Annotated in this window: 14 protein-coding genes; 10 read left to right on the forward strand and 4 right to left on the reverse strand. The window is 41.6% G+C overall.

The window, feature by feature from the left end:
- Positions 1-386 precede the first annotated feature (386 nt).
- From H6G74_RS05140 to H6G74_RS05180, 9 genes are all read left to right on the forward strand, one after another.
- Positions 387-998, forward strand: coding sequence for a hypothetical protein (locus H6G74_RS05140; protein ID WP_190966648.1), 612 nt, complete (start codon positions 387-389; stop codon positions 996-998).
- 4 nt (positions 999-1002) lie between these two features.
- The gene (locus H6G74_RS05145) at positions 1003-1380 is read left to right on the forward strand and encodes a hypothetical protein (protein WP_190966649.1); all 378 of its coding nucleotides are present in this window, start codon (positions 1003-1005) and stop codon (positions 1378-1380) included.
- Entirely contained in the window at positions 1328-4075 is a 2748-nt protein-coding gene (locus tag H6G74_RS05150) for a hypothetical protein (RefSeq protein ID WP_190966650.1), read from the forward strand. The genes H6G74_RS05145 and H6G74_RS05150 overlap by 53 nt, the downstream gene beginning before the upstream one ends.
- 123 nt (positions 4076-4198) lie before the next feature.
- On the forward strand, positions 4199-4975 hold the full coding sequence (locus tag H6G74_RS05155; protein ID WP_190966651.1) for a hypothetical protein: 777 nt from the start codon (positions 4199-4201) through the stop codon (positions 4973-4975).
- Between the two features lie 29 nt (positions 4976-5004).
- Positions 5005-6048, forward strand: coding sequence for a hypothetical protein (locus tag H6G74_RS05160; RefSeq protein ID WP_190966652.1), 1044 nt, complete (start codon positions 5005-5007; stop codon positions 6046-6048).
- A 132-nt stretch (positions 6049-6180) separates the two neighbouring features.
- On the forward strand, positions 6181-7008 hold the full coding sequence (locus H6G74_RS05165) for a hypothetical protein (protein ID WP_190966653.1): 828 nt from the start codon (positions 6181-6183) through the stop codon (positions 7006-7008).
- Between the two features lie 50 nt (positions 7009-7058).
- Entirely contained in the window at positions 7059-7739 is a 681-nt protein-coding gene (locus tag H6G74_RS05170; protein ID WP_190966654.1) for a hypothetical protein, read from the forward strand.
- A gap of 24 nt (positions 7740-7763) precedes the next feature.
- The gene (locus tag H6G74_RS05175; protein WP_190966655.1) at positions 7764-9341 is read left to right on the forward strand and encodes a TrbI/VirB10 family protein; all 1578 of its coding nucleotides are present in this window, start codon (positions 7764-7766) and stop codon (positions 9339-9341) included.
- Positions 9342-9375: 34 nt separating this feature from the next.
- On the forward strand, positions 9376-9930 hold the full coding sequence (locus tag H6G74_RS05180; RefSeq protein ID WP_190966656.1) for a hypothetical protein: 555 nt from the start codon (positions 9376-9378) through the stop codon (positions 9928-9930).
- 202 nt (positions 9931-10132) lie between these two features.
- On the opposite strand, the gene H6G74_RS05185 is transcribed toward H6G74_RS05180, so the two are convergent.
- The 4 genes from H6G74_RS05185 to H6G74_RS05200 form a co-directional block, all read right to left on the reverse strand.
- Complete coding sequence (locus tag H6G74_RS05185) at positions 10133-11560, reverse strand: energy transducer TonB (protein ID WP_190966657.1); 1428 nt, start codon at positions 11558-11560, stop codon at positions 10133-10135.
- Positions 11561-11824: 264 nt separating this feature from the next.
- Positions 11825-12517 carry an N-acetylmannosamine-6-phosphate 2-epimerase gene (locus H6G74_RS05190; protein ID WP_190966658.1) on the reverse strand — a complete coding sequence of 231 codons (693 nt, stop codon included), beginning with the start codon at positions 12515-12517 and terminating at the stop codon, positions 11825-11827.
- A gap of 32 nt (positions 12518-12549) precedes the next feature.
- Positions 12550-12780, reverse strand: a complete 231-nt coding sequence (locus H6G74_RS05195; RefSeq protein WP_190966659.1) for a hypothetical protein — start codon at positions 12778-12780, stop codon at positions 12550-12552.
- A 200-nt stretch (positions 12781-12980) separates the two neighbouring features.
- Complete coding sequence (locus H6G74_RS05200) at positions 12981-14927, reverse strand: GAF domain-containing sensor histidine kinase (protein WP_190966660.1); 1947 nt, start codon at positions 14925-14927, stop codon at positions 12981-12983.
- 136 nt (positions 14928-15063) lie between these two features.
- On the opposite strand from H6G74_RS05200, the gene cobN reads away from it, so the two are divergent.
- Positions 15064-19002, forward strand: a complete 3939-nt coding sequence (cobN, locus tag H6G74_RS05205; protein ID WP_190966661.1) for a cobaltochelatase subunit CobN — start codon at positions 15064-15066, stop codon at positions 19000-19002.
- The last annotated feature ends 6 nt before the right edge of the window (positions 19003-19008 follow it).

The following is a 19008-nucleotide window of genomic DNA, read 5'->3' on the forward strand; positions in this document are numbered from 1 at the left end:
AGTACATATCGTGAGATAGAAACTACAATCAATAGAGTATCAATCATAAATTGTTTAACTGTCTAGCATTTATACAGGTGAAAATATCACATTTAAGTAAATTTCTCAGGAGCTAAAAGTTTTGATGAAATCAACGAACTCTGCAATAAATAAAATTAAAGAAGCTAATTATTCACCAAAACAAAAAATTAAAAAAACGTAAAGTATTCAAGCTTTTACTCAATGTTAAGACTTGGTTAACTTGTTCTTAATAATTAATAAGAGTCTGAATACATATCATATTTTTGGTACATAATTTTTATTATATGAATCATCATTTGTGATAAATTAACATGGTTTTCCATCAACATCAACTAACTTTTTTAAATAACTAAGGAAACTCACAAATGTTTAGACAGGGTTATCGGGCAGGCAACATCCACAAAATTAGCAAGCAGAAAGCTGGACAAAAATTGCCTAATATTAAAGAAAAATTGGAATTTTTGCGGATTACCTTTTTAGAGTCAGTACCGTTTTTGCTGGCTTGCACTGTATTTTTGAGTGTAATTAGCTTACACAGCCCAGTACTGCTTTTTTGTTTATTAATTGGTAGTTTAATTGTTATATCGATACAACAAATTGGGCAATTAGTCAACTTACCGCATCGGTGGCGGATTGCATTACAAATCTTGGCACCAATCGTAATTTTAAGCTTATTTTGGTTAGATTACTTGGCTGCCCCAGCCCAAGCCCAATTTTTTGGTAAAGCCGAAAGATTTTTCAAAACTAATCTGACACAAGGTGCTAATACTAATACTGCTGGTACAGAAACAGCCGTTAGTTTAATATTCAACGTTCTGAGAGGAATTTATCTGCTTTATATTGCAGTTTCGTTAATTGGAGTAATTAATGCTGTACGGAAAGATGAAGACTGGCAAAGTATTGCCAGAACCCCATTATTAGTTGTTTTGGCTGTCACAATTGCCGATGTCATGACAGGCTTCGTGATTGGTAATTAATGGTATGTCTGAAGAACGAGAGCAAGATTTTCGACCAGTCAATCAGATTTTAGGCGCACAACCATCATTAGGGCCAATTCCTGCCGATCAAATTTTTCCTTGGTTAGTAATTGCCCTAACTTCATACTTTATTATCAATGGCGTTTTTGGTGGCTTGTTCACCGATGAATTTCAAAAATGGTTGTGGACATTTTTAATTGCTGGTTGGGGAATTGCAACTTGGTGGATATTATCTGGTGGTAGGAGTTGGCGTTTTTTAAGCAAATTTATCGGAGTTCCCACTTGGACTAGAGGCTTTGCTCGTTATCAAAGCTTGCTGGAAATTAATCATGAAGCAAAAAATCGGAAAAAAGAGCATCGGCACCCCAGGAAACGAAAGTAGATTAACGCCATTTGAAGACGCTTTACACCTAGCAACAATGCTCCGCATTGCAGTGGATGGACGTGATCTTGGCGCTTATATTTTGGCGAAAGGCACGCAAAGAGATAGATTTTGCTTTGTCTTTGGCTTTGAATGTAAAGGCATCCATACCACTTTAAGAACTGAACAGATAAATACTATCTTTAATAATATTGAATCTGGGCTGAAAGATATCCCTGAAGGCGAAAGAATGACCTTACATATAGGGTCTTTTAGTTCCGATAAACAGCGTCAACAAGAACTAGCAGATTTAATTAAAAGTACGCCATCGAATGATATTAAATATTTAATTATGGCAGAAAGAGCCAGAATTAGAGAGTTGACTAATTCTGGCATTCGTAAACCGAAATTTTTACGGATTTACGTCACTTATACCGTAGAACCAAATTCTACTAATGCCGATGATTGGATTGAAAAACTCTTGGCTAGAGCAGAATCTTGGTGGCTGAAATTCAAAGGCGAACTGGAAGAAATCGAAAATCAACGCCTTGAAACTGTGATTACCGAGGCTTATAAACAAGGTTTTTGCCGTTGGGAACAGTTGTTATCTAACAAAATGGGGTTAGATATTAAGCCTTTAAGTGCAGAAGAACTTTGGGAAGAAGTTTGGTTGAGATTTAACGATACAACCCCCATAGAAATTCCGCAATTACTCACATTAGATGAAACCGGGTTACACGAACAAGTTAACTCTGATTTATCAAGTAGCAAATTATTGGTTGAGAATATCCACAGTACAACTTTACTGATGGAATCAAGCGTACCTCGTGCCGATCGCCGTTGGGTATATATCAACAATCACTACGTCGGCGCGATGACCTTTTTAGAAAAACCCGGTGGTTGGCCGAATAAATTTTCCCAACTGCGGTATTTATGGGAATTATTAGCGAGGGAAAGTGTAGTTGATACCGAAATTTTTTGCCAATTAACCGCCGCTAATCCCGCCATAGTCAAAACCACATTACAACGAGTGCTGAAACAATCCAATGTCTCAGCACTTTTGGCACAGGAAAAAAGTAAAACTATTGATGTCAACGCCCAATTAAAATTAAAAAAATCGGTAGCAGCCCAAGAACAATTGTATGAAGGAGCCGTACCGATTCATACAGGAATTGCCATTTTTGTCCATCGTCCCAACCAAGTCAAATTAGATGAAGCCATCAGATATATTGAAAACTGTTTTCAACGTCCAGCGCAGGTAATTCGAGAAACAGAATATGCTTGGAAAGTTTGGTTACAATCTCTGCCAATTGTTTGGGAAGGTTTGTTAGTTAAACCCTTTAACCGCCGACAGTTGTATTTAACCAGTGAAGTGCCTGGATTAATGCCGTTAGTAATGACCAAAGCAGGCGATAAATATGGCTTTGAGTTGGTTGCTGAAGAAGGTGGCACACCCATACATTTAGATATGTTTCACCAACACAAAAACTTGGCGTTGTTTGCGACTACCCGCGCCGGGAAATCAGTGTTGGTATCGGGAATTTTAACTCAGGCTCTAGCTCATAATATTCCTGTGGTTGCTCTAGATTTCCCCAAACCAGATGGCTCATCGACCTTTACCGACTATACCGAGTTTATGGAAGGGAATGGGGCGTACTTTGATATTTCCAAACAATCGAATAACTTATTTGAACAACCGGATTTGCGATCGCTCTCTGCGGAAGAACAACGCGATCGCCTCCTGGATTATGTCGCCTTTCTCGAATCAGCCTTAATGACAATGGTCTTAGGCTCATCTACCGAAAATCAACTCCTCTCCCAAACTGTACGTTCTCTCCTAAACCTTGCATTAGGAGCCTTTTTTGCCGATGAAGGTATTCAAGAAAGATATCGCCTCGCCATTAACGGTGGATTTGGCAGCCCAGAATGGCAAAAAACCCCAACTTTACAAGATTTTCTCTATTTCTGTTCACCAGAACATCTGCGTCTCGATTCTGTGAGTGGTCGAGTCGAAGATGCACTCAGTCAAATTCAACTGCGCTTGCGGTTTTGGCTATCTAGTAGGGTAGGACAAGCAATTTCTTCACCGTCCAGCTTTCCCACCGATGCCCAATTATTGGTTTTTGCCCTGCGAAACTTAGCTGACAACGAAGATGCAGCCGTCCTTTCCTTAAGCGCCTATTCCGCCGCCTTGCGCCGCGCTTTAAGCAGTCCAGCTTCTATCTTCTTTATTGATGAAGCTCCCATTTTGTTTGAATTTGACCAAATTGCCGACTTAGTAGGCAGAATTTGCGCCAACGGTGCCAAAGCCGGGATTCGCGTTATCTTATCAGCCCAAGACCCCGATACCATTGCTAAATCTAAAGCCTCATCCAAAATTCTGCAAAACTTATCCACCAGACTCATCGGCCGGATTCAACCAGTCGCCGTTGATAGTTTCATCAATATTTTGAAATATCCCCGCGATATTATTGCCCGTAATGCTTCTGAAAGCTTTTTCCCACGCAAAGAAGGAGTTTATAGCCAATGGTTATTAGATGATAACGGCATTTATACATTTTGCCGCTACTATCCAGGTTACGAACAATTAGCGGTAGTTGCTAATAACCCCCATGAGCAAACTGCCCGCAGAAAAGTCATGCAACAACACAGTGACAAATACGAAGCAGTTTCTATTTTTGCCCGTCAATTATTAGCCTCTTTGCGCGGAGGATAAACTGTTAAGCATATAAGAAAGTACATTGAGACAGCAGAGAGCAGGGGGCAGGGAGCAAGGGAGAAAATTTACTAATTTTAATTTGCCTAAATTCAATTCCTCACACAATCTCAGGTAAAACTTATGCGGAAAACAACTTTATTCACATTCATATTTTCTAGCTTATTAATTTTGCCAGCAATGGCACAACTCGGCAAAGTTTGGACTGATTTTCAATATTATTCTGTAGATTTACAAAACTATCTCAGAAGTAATGTCAATGAAACTTTTAGACCACTAGATATTAGAACTCAAGGTGCGCTGAGTAATTATAGTGGTGAATTGAATTTACCTGATCCAGTGTCAGCAGGGAGACAAGTACGCAGCGATATTATTATTAACTCCATCTCAGGAAGATATGAAAATAATTCCGCAGTCAATGGTGCAGGGGTGAGTAATGAAGTTAATCGCGTAGTTACTCGCGGTGCTGTAGTTGGGGTACTGGGTAGAGAGGGGCAAGTACGCTTAAAAACTAAATTAGAAGATACAGAAAGAAGTATCGAAACTATTGCCCAGACTATTGAAGATGCTGATAGTTTTCTCGATGATTTGAAAGACCAGGTATGTAAAATAACTGGTTCAGCCGGGGCTGTAAATGTTGCCAATCAAAGTTTATGTCAATCGACTATCCAACAAGATACAACTGTTAAAATCCTCCAAGAACAAGCAAAAATTAACGCGGAAAATCTGGCTCAAACCATCCAAACAAATCAGTCAATACAATACACTAATTTAAATTTAGCGAATATTTCTCAGCAAGTTGAAGAAGCAAACCGCGCTCGGCGAGTTGATTCTGCTACAGAAGCAGCAAGACTTTTACGGACTGCTTCGCAAACAGATTTATTTGGACGCGAACCATAATCATTTATCATCAAACAATGTGATTTAAAATGCAGCTTTATCTTGCACAGGTTTTTCCCGGCATTACAGATACTCTAGAAAATGGAGCAACAACAGCTAAAAGTATCGCTGAAAGCTGGGATAATCAATGGGTGAATTTATTACAAAATGACACCAGTAATAACTTATATGGAGCCATTACCAATTTAGGTGTATTTTTTGCTGTTGGAACACTATTATTTTTTATGGTGCAATGGCTGAAAGATGTCATTTACAGTGAATATTCTCGCCCGATATCTGGGTTAATTTGGCCGTTTGTGGTGGTAGTTTTATTAAGTAACCCTGGCAATGGTAGCGCACTTTCTAACCTGACTTTGGGTGTGCGGAATTTTATTAATACAGTAAATCAACAAGTAGTCACCACCGCCGATGCTGAACAAACTTATCAGCAAGCCATTAGTATGAGTGTGGCGGAAGAAGTTGCAGGTTCTTTATTACGCCCTTGTCAAGCACTGACTGGTGAACAACAAACTCAATGTTTGAACAAAGCCACTGAACAAATTGATGACCTCTGGCAAGAATATCGTAATCGATACGGTAATCGAACTTGGATAGATAGATTAGAAAATCAAGTTAATCAAATTAAATTCGGTACAGGAATTATCACCGACGCAGCATTTAACGCGCTGTTAGGAAATACAGGACAAACAACTATTAAAAACTTTTTAATTTCCTTACAATATGCTTTTCAAAACTTGCTAGAAGCTACGATGTTGCTGATAGCAGCTTTAGGCCCCATAGCTGTCGGAGCTTCATTATTACCTGTAGCTGGTAAGCCGATTTTCGCTTGGATTACCGGATTTTTAGCGGCGGGAATTGCCAAAATTTCTTTTAATATTGTGGCTGCATTAACATCCGCAGTGATTATCAATGGCCCAGGACAAGATATTAATGCCAGTCCTGATTTAATGTGGTTTATTATCTTTTTGGGAATTTTAGCGCCGTTGTTATCGTTGTTTTTAGCTGCGGCTGGAGGGTTTGCAGTTTTCAGCGCGATTAATAATACTGAAAGTTTAGTGAGGAATAGAATTTAGCAAAAAAGTCTGAAGTCTGAAGTCTGAAGTATGAAATGAAGAAACTCTTATAGTAAGTAAGGCTTTCAAGCAATTTAAAGACAGACTTTCTTCCCCTACTCACCACTCCCTACTCCCTAGTCCCTAGATCGTATGGTCAATTTACTTAAAAAAAGACAACCCAAACAAACAGGAAGTGTATTGACAACTTTTGCGATCGCCACTTTCAGTTTGCAAATCTTAGTGTTAATTTTATTTATTATTCAAGGTTTAAATATCCGGCAACTGAGTCTGAGAAAACCACCTAACTTTGTGCAGATGATTGATGGTCAGACACCCACCGCCACTGATGAGTTAGAACGAGACACGGAAAGCATCAGCCGATTTGTCAGTAAAACCATGACCGCTATGTTTAATTGGTCGGGAAACTTACCACCCCAAAACATTGAAGAAGTCGCTAAACCTAAACCAGACCCAGGGATTCAAGTGCGAACCCTCAAAGGTGGGAACAGAAACGTCACCACTAGCACTTGGATAGCGAGTTTTGCAATTTCCGAAGATTTTCGTAAAGGTTTGTTAAGTGCGATCGCCGAACTCACACCCCCAGAAGTTTTTGCTAACAACTCCAGTCAAAGCATCACCGCCCAATTAGTAATCAAGCGCCTTTATCCACCCCAAAAAATTGCCCCTGGTAAATGGCGTGTCAGTATGGTAGCAGACTTAGTACAAACCAAACGTTCCGATAATCGCCGCAAAGTTACAGCATTTAATAAAGATTTATTAGTCCGTGCAGTTGATTATTTTCCCTATCCCTTAAGTGAAAACAGCACAGACTTACAAAAAGCCATATACAGTACCCGCACAGATAAATTAGAAATTTATGAAATTCGGAATTTATGTTTAATAGACGAATATAATTCCCCAGACGACCAAACCAAGCAATGTCTCAATAATAAGTCAAACAGTAATTTTCTCAGATAAATTTGCTAAATAATTAAACCCCATTCCCCACTCCCACAAAAATATTATTCATGCAAATCCTCAAAACCGAAAATAAAAAAAGCAATATTCTCCCCTTATTTGCCGTCGCTACCTTTGGGTTAAATATATTTGCCTTACTGCTATTAATGTTTCATGGGTCAATGTTACAAGCTCTGAAACAACAACTAACACCCCAAAGTTTGGTACAACTAATAGATGGTCAAGCCGTAACAGTAGATCCTAAACCCAGCTTTGAAAGATATCCCGAAACCATTCGGCGGTTTGTTGGCGAAACCATAAGCCTGATGCTCACTTGGTCGGAACAACAACCACCGCAAACAGCCTGGGATATTAGTTCTCAGATGGTATCCAATAACATTAAACAAAAATTACTCTTAGAAATCATCAGTTTAAAATCCGGTTCACAATTTCAAACTATTAATAAAGGTAGTGAATATGTATTAGTGATTGATAGTATTTCCCAACCTACCAAAATCACAGAAGGAACCTGGAAAGTAGAAATTTATGCTCACCAATTAAGTTTTACAAATTATGACAAACTAGGAGTGTCCAGTCCTTTTAATAAACAAATTCTCGTCCAGGTTGTTGATGAACCCTTAGCATCATTACCAGACAAACCCCTATCCTGGCATTTAGCTGCTTACCGTCTTGGCGAAGCAAGGCTACAAATTTACAATATATGTGACATAAAAGACAAAAATTGTTCTTAAACATTATTACCAAAGCTATATACCATGACTTCATATTCCATTTCTTCAGAACTTAACCCCCAAGGGCTAACAAATCGCTCTCATTCCGATTCGCAAAAACACGTAGAATCTTCCGATTGGGAATCAAAAATCGCCAGATTGGTAGGTTTTGAAGATGAATCAAAAACGGTGAATGTGGAAGCCACCGAAGAACCAGACATTCCCGAAGCTTTAATCGAAGAACCACAAGAAGTTAAAACCACCCAACCCCTATCATCAAATCCTTTTGCTAAATTAACTTTAGTCGGCTCTGCCACCTTAGTAGTAGTTTTGTTAGCTGGTGGCTTTTTATCGCAAATTATGAGCGGTGGCGGTCAAAAATCAGCAACTCGCCCTGTTTCCGTTCCCACTCCAGCCGCAACTAATACAGCACCCCGCCAGCAAGACTTACAACAACAAATCGAAGATTTAAAAACAAAATTAGCCCTATCTGAACAAGCCGATGAAGTCGCCGCATCCCAACAAAGCTTGCGAAATCCAGTCAGGTTGGTTTCATCGGTAGATAGTAGACCTAACCGTACAGCTATCAGAAATGTCCGCCCAGCAGTCCAAGCACCAGCCCAAGTAGTGTATGTCCCGCGTCAAGTTAGTCCACCACTAGCAAGACCAGTTGTTGTGTCACCCGCTATTCCTGAAACTCGCTCAGTACCAGACTTACAACCACAAGCAGTGGTGACAACTCCACCTGCGCCACCAGATCCGCTACAAGAATGGGCAAAATTAGCTAAATTAGGCAGTTATGGTCAAGTTTCTACCACTGGAACATCGGGAGTAAATATCAGTCAAGTTCCCCCAGTTGATAATAACAATAGAGTGACATCACCAGAAGTAACACCACCCGAAACCCAACCACAACCTCAAACAAATCCTGGACTTGGTACAACCCAAACTCAAGGGCCGAAGACAGTAGCAGTTGGTACTAGTACTAAAGCCGTAGTTGCTACAGCGATTTTTGGCGAAACTACCAGAACCAGAGGTAACGCCAGAGATGATGATGATGAAGATAAAAATGTCTTTGTCATTCAATTAAAACAACCTTTAAAATCCATCGACGGTCAAGTTGCGATTCCGGCAAAAACTGAGTTATTAGCTGAAATTAAATCTTTGTCTGATCAAGGTTTGTTGCAGTTGAATGTGACCAAAATTGTCTCGCAAAAAGACGGTGTTTTAACAGAAACAACCTTGCCCAAAAATGCGATTATTATTCGTGGTGTCAAAGGTAGACCTTTAATCGCAAATAAATTTCCTAATGCTAGTGGCTCGATTGCAAGTATGGATTTAGGGTTATTTGTATTGGGTGGTATTGGTAAAGCCGCAGAGTTATTTAACCGTACAGAAGCTCAAGTAGTCACAACAACTGCTACAGGTACGATTGTGAGTAACACTAATCCCAGACGTAACATTTTAGCTGGGGTATTAGAAGGTGGTTTTAACTCTGTAATTCCCCAAATTTCTCAACGTAACCAGCAAGCAATTGCCCAATTAACTCAACAAACTAACGTGTGGTTTATCGCTGCGGGTAAAGAAGTGGAAGTCTATGTTAATCAGCAGTTACAGTTTTAATTTTTAATGTTGACTTAGTTTAGCGATCGCAGTCATGAAAAATGCCAAATTTCCTCCTTTCTTCTCTCTGGCCTCCTTAATTGTTTCCACCGGAGTGATATTATTAGCTGGCCGTGCCATTGCTCAAAATACGGTTTTGCGTTCTATGCTTTCTTGTCAAGCACAAGGTTTAAGTGGTATAGAACCAACAATTACCGTATCTTATGTCCAAGGTACAAATTTAAGCTTTTTACCGGCTGGTGAAACAATTAAAAAAGTCTGGTTAAATGATCCATCACAAGTAACCATAGACTTTGACGGGCCAGTTTGTACCCAGTTCGGACAAAATCAAAATTTTAATTCTGGAGATTGTAAAAACTCCGCCGCCAATGTCATCCAAATGCGACGCATTCCCAAATTAAAAATTCCCGGACTTCCCAACACAGATAAAACACTGTTAACAGTCATTACTGAAGCACAAGGCAAAAGTAAGCTTTACACATTTCGCGTGCTATATACAGATTCTGACCCTGGCTATCATACCTTGGCAATTTATGGTGATGAAGCCACCACCGATAACAAATCGCCTTGTCTCAGATATCCGCGCTAAAAACCGCAAGTTAATGATGTAGAGGCCAGACACTTATCAAAATCTAGCCTCTAGCCCCTAACCTCTAATACTGTTTCACTTTAAGTTTGATACAAATAGACCGCAGGGGGGCAGGGAGCAGAGGGCAAGGGGAAAGAATAAAAAAACCATGAATTTGTATCATTTTTTTCGTGAAATGGTATAACCTCTTTCTTCCGTCCTACTATGGTTTAGACTCCGCAGGCACAGCAGCAGGCGCAGACTCAGATGATGGTCGAGAACGGCGCAGCGCATTTCTCAACCTATTAGCACTATCGGATGTAGTTGCAGAATCTGGACGACGGCGGCGACGCACTCTTGGAGCGTTATTTTCACCACTAGATGTTGTTGCTTGACTCGGACGTGATGCTGGCGCAGCAGTTTCAGTACGTGGGCGTAATCGACGGCGTAACGGAGTACTTTCAGATGTAGCGGCTGCTTCTCTGATCGTTCTTCTTTCTGGAGGAACATCAACAATAGTTCCAGACGTGAAACGCCGCCTACGTCTAGTCGTTTCGCTGGTTGTACTTTGATTAGCAGTAGCTGTTGCTTGATTTCTTTGTTCGGTTTCTCTAGCTTGTCTTTGTCGTTTACGTTCTTGGGCTTCTCGATATCTCCGGGAGCCACGAATTGCATAATCGGTAGCAATTGATACGCCTTGTCTACCACTTTCACTTGGCTTCAATTTCCAATCACGAGCTTGTCTCAGATGGGCTTCATCTAACTCTCGATTACCACTCGAACGAGTTAATCTAACGTTAGTAACATTACCATTAGCATCAGTATCAACTGCAACTTCTACCTTGCCTTCAATACCTCTGCGTCTGGCTTGTTCGGGATACTTGTTATCGCACTGACGGCAGGCGGCACGGCCATTACCACTACTACGATTAGCTGGTGCTGGTGCTGGTGCTTCAATTTTCGGCTGACTGGGAGCAACAGCTACTGGATTAGGATTGCTTGTCCCAGTACCAGTACCTGTTCCACTGCCTGTACCTGTTCCAGTACCAATGCCAGTACCATTACCTGTGCCAGTGCCTGTACCACTGCCACTACCAACACCTACACCTATACCACTACCACTCCCAGTTAAAATTCCTGTGCCACCACTCGATCCTGAACTGCCACCGTTATTAGTACTGGTTGATTCAGATGTAGTACTAGTACTGGTCGATGTCTGGGTAGTTCTGGCAGTAGTAGTTGAAGGCTTATCTGATGAGACAGGCTGTTTTGGTTGTTGAACAGGCTGAATTTGAGGCTTTTCAACAAACTTTTGGACTGGAGCTATTGCTACTGACTGTTGTTGAGGAATAACAGGCGACCTTTCAGGAATCCGAGGCTCAGGCTGAGATACAACTTGCTGAGGCGGTTCCTTTTTTTCTTCTATCGGAGCTTTTTCTATTTCTGGTTCTGGAGTAGCTGGAGCATCTACGATCGCTAATTCTATTGGTTCTTTATCATCAGCAGGTAATCTTGTCAAAAAGTTGCCTATCCCAGAACCCAGCAATGCAACATGCAACGCTAGAGAACCCACCAAACTGTAACCCAGAACAAACTTCAGAGCTTGAGCTTCTTTAGAACGTTGCTCAATAGCAATGCTGGAAAAGCTCATAGTTATTGCCACCTATTATCACTAAACTCTGTCATCTTATAACGACCCCTGACAAATATCAAGCTGAAAATTAGACTTTTCTAGAGAATAAGGGAATAAAACAGGAATCTGTTCCCTGTTCCCTATTCTCTGTTGGCCGTTAATTAAGATTAAGATACTTTTGAGAAAAAGTTTCATTTGAGTCAGAAAAATAAACCTGCCCTAAAGTGTTAAGAGCAGGCCAAGGAATTTGTATCAGGAATTCCGTGGGATAGTATTCAACAATTATTCTCCGTTTTGCATGATCCGTTGATAATTCTTTACTTGCAAGTCTATGCCAGTGATTGCAGTACCAACGACAACGGCATAAGCACCTAAATTTAAAGCGTTACATGCCATTTGCGGTGAAGAAATGCCGCCTTCGCAAATTACCGGAATCTTTAACTCCTCTAGCATTTGCGTTAGTAGTTCCCAACTAGGCGGAGAATCATTATTAGTCTTGGGAGTATAGCCATAAAGAGTTGTCGCCACTATATCTGCACCAGCACTAGCAGCAGCTTTGGCAGCTTCAATTGTATCAACATCAGCAATTACTGGTTTGTCTAATTCCTGATGTATGTGGCTGATAATCTCTGCGACTGTTTCACCACCAGGACGATGCCTAGTTGTAGCATCGATCGCAATTATATCGGCTCCAGCCGCAGCCACAGCCGCAGCATGATGAAACTGGGGTGTAATGTATACATCGTATTTAGGAATGACTTGTTTCCATAACCCAATAATCGGTACTTGCACTTGTTTTCTTACCGCACGGATATGAGTTGGAGTATCTATACGAACCCCAACAGCACCATTATTAACCGCAGCCTGCGCCATTGCAGCAATAATAGTTGGTTTATGTAGAGGTGAATCAACAGGCGCTTGGCAAGATACAATCAGTCCGTTTTTTAAGGTATGAATTAAGTGGTCATTGGTCATTTGAGATAGAACTACTGTATATACAATCTCAACTATTCCAGTTGCTGTCTGAGGGATGGAGACATAATCATTAGCCCTCTGACAACTTCTTCAGGCGTAGCTGTGCCATCAACTACTTTTGGCATAATTGTCATCAATTCTAAAGCTAAATGGGTAGGAATTCCCCCAGATTCTAATCGTCTCAATTCTAAAATATCAATGCCTGCTGCCAAGCCATCTAAATATTCTTCTACACTTACACCTAAGTCCTCAATTTCTGCCATAGTAGAATTTTTATTTTTGTTTGACTTTTATATTCACATTGATTACATCTAGCATCTCTAAATAATTTACAAATATCTATCTCCCTTGTCTCCCTTATAAAAGAAGGCAGGAGGAAAAGTCTTACTATTCCTGGCATTCAAGCTTTCAAATTGTCTCTGTGGTTCATCTCAAATAGGAATACTATAGTTATCTCACGGCGCTATGACTCAGCACTGAGAACTTTCGCAGACTGGGGAGGTATCCAGACAGTAAAGATAGAACCGATACCCACAGTCGATTCTACTTCAATTCGACCCCGATGCAATTCTACCAGTTGTTTAGTTAAAGCTAAACCCAATCCTGTACCTTCATAACGCCGACGATAAGGTGTATCTAACTGCTGAAATTTCTCAAACATTAATGGTAATTGCTCTTCAGAAATCCCAATTCCTGTATCTTCAACTTGAAACACAGCAGTATTATCTTCTACCCAAATTCTGAGGGTGACACTGCCACCTTCTGGTGTAAATTTAATCGCATTGGTTAACAAATTCCATAAAATCTGTTCGATACGCTCGGCATCAGCACTAAAGATATCGCGTCGAGGATCAATTTGTAAATCTAGTTTGAGGGTAACTTGTTGGTTATTCGCTTTATCAATTAAGGCAGAGATAGCACTTTCTGCTATCTTTGCTAAAGAAAATTCATTAATATTTAAAACTGTTTTTCCAGCCTCGATTTGTGATAAATCCAGGATGTCATTAATCATTTCTAATAAATGTTCGCCACTGTCGTGGATGGTTTGCAGATAGTCTCGTTGTCGTTGACTCAATTCACCTATCGGCCAGCGTAACAAAGTAGAAGACATCCCAATTACATAAGTTAACGGTGTTAATAATTCATGACTAATGGTGGCAAGAAATTCGTTACGTAATCGGCTTGCAGCTTCAGCAGCTAATAAAGCATCACGTAAGGCCATTGTACGCTCTAATACTCGTTGTTCGAGAGTTTGTTTTTCTTGAGTAAGTGATCGCATTAACTCTGATTGATGAATAGCGATCGCTAATTGTTCAGCAATGGAAGAGAGTAAATTTCGCTCATTTTCAGTCCACTGGCGCGGAATATCACACTGATGAGCAATTAACAGTCCCCAGAGTTTTTCCTCAAACATAATTGGGGCTGCTAACTTTGCTCTAACACGATTAGCACGGAGAAAATTCAACAAACACTCTTCTAGAGCATAAGTTTTTTCCACATCTTCTACCACTAAGGTAAAACCTTGGCGATACTTATCCCAACAAGGAGAATGGCGAGTAAAGCAAGTTGTCTCTTGGGAATGTAACACCGAAGGAATATCATCCGTCGCCCTGACTTCATAAACGATACAACCACCATACTTTTGCCAGTCTGAGATCAGGGTTGGAGCAGGACTTTGCCCATTTGCTGTGGAGTTTTGGGTATTGACCCTTGACCCTGCAAATTTATATATTACTAACCTGTCTAACTTCAGAAACTCACGCACTTGGGCGATCGCAGTTGCCATAATCACTGGCAAATCTAGACTTTTGCGAATCTGAGTTGTAACTTGATTTAACAATCGCTCTTGGGAGATTTGTTTTTGTAAAGCAATTTCAATCGCTTGACAAGCATTCCCAGATGGACTTGTATTCAGAGGTTCTGTTACCGCCTGATTTTTTGGAGGTAGCAGATATTCTAATAACAACAGCGTGAATTGACTTTGGAGGGTAGCATCATTAGGACGGAGAATTTGACTGTAGTAGTCAAGATTTTGATAAGTCTCGGAATCACTAGCAAACAAACCCTTCAAGTTACTCACAAAGTCCGTGATCGCTTCTGAATTAAACGTCAGCCGAGTGCTGAGTGCTGAGTGCTGAGTGCTGAGTGCTGAGTGGGGATTTTCTTCTGCTTCTTGCTCCTCCTGCGTCAAAGCGCCTAGTAACAGCGCACTAAACTGTTCTGAAACCACCAAAGTGAATCTTTGACTTTGCCATTCTTCAGTTATGAGAACTCTAGCCAGCACAGATTCTGTCAGCACTAGCACAGAACTTTCCACAGATTGAGCCATTTGCTGTAACAATTCCCCAAGCTGATTAAATACAACTAAAGGCAAATTTTGAGAAAAGCTCAAATCAGGTGAACTAAGCATTTTCAATGTCTAGTGAGAGGGGTTGAAGAACCAGTTTATGGGAGGTGTTACCTCTGGTTTAGCAACTGGCTGTGCTAGGCTGAAATGTTCTTTAAATCGTGTTCTAACCAACAGTTTAAGACGGTAAGGCGGGATCATGCACCGAATAAATGCTAAATCAGTCGGATGGAATCAGTCAGAAAGTTTAATGTTTTTAGAACAAACTCCAGCACCGTTTGTATTTATTACGGCTGCGGATACTGACATTCAAACTTTGGCAGCAGCAGTTACCAAATTACCGACGAATTTTCCTGCATTAAGAGTCGCTAACTTATTGCAATTACAACAACAAATCACTATTGATACATACAGCGAGCAAGTTTTGGAACTCGCCAAGGTAATTATTTTACGTCTTTTAGGCGGACGTGCATATTGGGGTTACGGTTTAGAAGTGGTGCAGGAAATTGTACAACGTAACGGTACAACCTTAATTGTAATGCCAGGGGATGATGCCCTTGACCCAGAATTAATTGCCCAATCTACTGTACCTGTAGAGATTGTTAACCAAGTCTGGCAATACTTCAATGAAGGCGGTGTTAATAATTTTGTTAATGCTTTGCAATTTATTGCTGACACTTGTTTAGAAACATCCTTTCAATCCCTTCCGCCGCAAATTGTTCCTCGTGTGGGGTTGTATGAGTGGAGAGAAGAGGCAGGGGAGACAAGGAGCAGGGAGCAAGGGGGAAATTTGACTTTCAGTGTTTCCCCTCTGCCCCCTGCACCCTGCACCCCATCCCATCCTCCACTTCCCAAAGTGGGTATTTTGTTCTACCGCGCTCATTATCTGGCGGGAAATACTCATGTAATTGATGCCTTGTGTACAGCTTTAGCGCACAGAAACTTACAACCAGTGCCAGTGTTTGTTTCTTCATTACGTGACCCCAGTGTACAAGATGAATTGAGTGAAGTTTTCCAGCCAAAAGATGCTGAACAAATTGCCATCCTGTTGAACACTACTAGTTTTTCTCTGGCACGTTTAGACACAGAAGCGCCCGAAACAGAGATTTGGCAAAAATTAGATGTGCCAGTTTTACAAGTAATTCTCAGTGGTGGTTCGGTGGAACAGTGGGAGTCGCTGTCCCAAGGTTTGTCTCCCCGTGATATTGCGATGAATGTGGCACTACCAGAGGTAGACGGCAGAATTATCAGCCGCGCAGTATCTTTTAAAGCTTTGCAAACACGCAATTCTGACCTAGAAACAGATGTCGTTGTTTATGAACCAGTGAGCGATCGCATTGATTTTGTCGCTCAACTTGCTGCTAACTGGGTACGCCTCAGAACTAAACCACCCCAAGAACGGCGCATTGCCCTAATTTTGGCTAACTACCCAAACCGTGATGGTCGCCTTGCCAATGGTGTTGGCTTAGATACTCCAGCTAGTTGCGTAGAAATTCTCAAAGCTTTGCAAATCGCTGGTTATGCAGTAAATGATTTACCCAAAGATGGTAACGAATTAATCAAACGCCTTACAGATGGCGTAACCAATGACCCCGAAGCCAGAGAATTGCGTCCAATTCAGCAGAGTCTTTCAAATGAAGCATATCAGGAATATTTCGCCTCATTACCAGAATCAGTTAAACAAGGTATTAAGGAACGGTGGGGAGTCGGGAGTGGGGAGTCGGGAGTAGAGAATCAAGAAGAAATTTCTTACCCCCATTCTCCTTTTCCCATTCCCGGAATCCAACTCGGCAACATTTTCATTGGGATTCAGCCAGCGCGGGGTTATGATATCGACCCTAGTTTGAATTATCACGCCCCAGATTTAGAACCAACCCACACTTATTTAGCCTTTTATTACTGGGTAAGAGAATACTTTGGTGCGGATGCTGTGGTACATCTTGGCAAACATGGCAACCTGGAATGGCTACCAGGGAAAAGTTTAGCTTTATCCAGCGATTGTTATCCCGAAGTTGCTTTTGGTGCAATGCCTCACCTCTACCCCTTTATTGTCAACGATCCGGGTGAAGGTTCCCAAGCCAAACGCCGCGCCCAAGCGGTGATTATCGACCACCTCACACCACCAATGACTCGTGCAGAATTGTATGGGGCATTGCAACAATTAGAAAACTTAATTGATGAATTTTACGAAGCCGAAAGTCTCGACCCTTCAAGATTACCCGCCATCCGCGATCGCATCCGCGAACTCGTCATCAACGAAAACCTCCACCTCGACTTAGGAATCACCACCAAAGTAGAAAATACTCCTCAACAAGACCCATCACTTTTGCCTTTTGACTTTTCACTTTTGCCTTCACTTGATGGTTATCTATGCGAACTCAAAGAAGCCCAAATCCGCGACGGCTTGCATATATTCGGGCAATGTCCCCAAGATAGACAACTAAGCGACTTAATAGTTGCGATCGCCCGCATCCCCAACCGCCATTCCATCGGCATCACCCGCGCCCTATCCCAAGCCTGGGGATTAGACATAGACCCCCTCACCGACAACTTCAGCGCCTTATTCACCCTCCCTTTATCTCACTCCGCGCCTCCACGCCTCTGCGCGAAACTTAACTCCTGTCGCACCATCGGCGATGTAGTCGAACTCCTAGAACAACAAGCCGCAGAACTCATAGAACAACTCAGCACTCAGCACTCAGCACTCAGCACTCAGCACTCAGCACTCAGCACTTCTCTTCACTGGATCAACACCAAACTCCTCCCCGCCCTCCAACAAACCCCCGCAGAAATCACCAACTTACTACATGGACTTGATGGCGGATACGTCCCCAGTGGTGCTTCCGGCGCACCCACACGCGGCAGACCAGAAGTTTTACCCACAGGTAAAAACTTTTACTCAGTAGATATCCGCGCCTTACCCACTGAAACAGCTTGGGATGTCGGTAGAAAAGCAGCCGAGAACTTAATCGAAACTTACACCCAAGAGCATGGAGAGTATCCCAAAACACTAGGATTATCCTTGTGGGGGACAGCAACCATGCGGACTGGTGGTGATGACATTGCCGAAGCTTTAGCCTTATTGGGTGTGCGTCCTGTGTGGGATGGTGCAGCGCGGCGAGTCATCGATTTTGAAATTTTACCCTTGTCGATTTTGGGTCGTCCCCGTGTAGATGTTACCTTAAGAATTTCTGGATTTTTCCGTGATGCGTTCCCCAATCTGATTGACTTATTTGAACAAGCAGCGATCGCAGTCGCCGACTTAGATGAATCGCCAGAGGAAAATCCCTTAGCAGTGCAAGTACAGCAAGATACACAGTATTGGGTGACGCAAGGATTACCAGAATCAGAGGCCAAGTTGCGATCGCGTTATCGCATTTTTGGTTCTCAACCCGGTGCTTACGGTGCAGGACTCCAAGGTTTAATTGAATCGCAAAATTGGACTGATGACCAAGATTTAGCCCGCGCCTACATCAACTGGAGTTGTTACGCCTACAGCAGCATTACTGCCAATCAAGAAAAGGGCCAACTTACCGGAATTGCTGCACCAGAAGCATTTGGGCAACGTTTACAGCAAATGCAAATTGTTCTGCAAAACCAAGATAACCGCGAACATGATTTGCTCGATTCTGATGATTATTATCAATTTCAAGGTGGTTTAACAATTGCTGCCCGTTCTTTGCAAGGCAAAAATCCGCAAATTTACTTCGGTGATCATTCTATTCCCGCTAATCCCCGCATCCGCAAACTTCAAGAAGAAATTGCGCGAGTGTATCGTTCCCGTGTGATTAATCCTAAGTGGATTGCCGGAGTTATGCGCCACGGTTATAAAGGTGCCTTTGAAATGTCAGCAACTGTTGATTTTTTATTCGCCTACGATGCCACGACCAAATGCGTAGAAGACTATATGTATCAAGGGATAGCGGAGTCTTATTTATTTGATACTACCGTTTCCGAATTTATTCAGTACAATAATCCTCATGCGTTGCGTGATATTGCGGAAAGATTACTTGAAGCACACCAGCGTGGTTTATGGGAGAATGTCGATATACTGACACTGGAAAATTTAAGAAATTTAGTACATCAAGCAGAAGCAGCCATCGAAGAAAAATATATTCCAGACAAATCAACGGTGTAGGAATCT

Origin of the sequence: Nostoc spongiaeforme FACHB-130, assembly GCF_014698475.1 — a bacterium.
In the GTDB taxonomy this organism is placed as follows: Bacteria; Cyanobacteriota; Cyanobacteriia; order Cyanobacteriales; family Nostocaceae; genus Nostoc_B; species Nostoc_B spongiaeforme.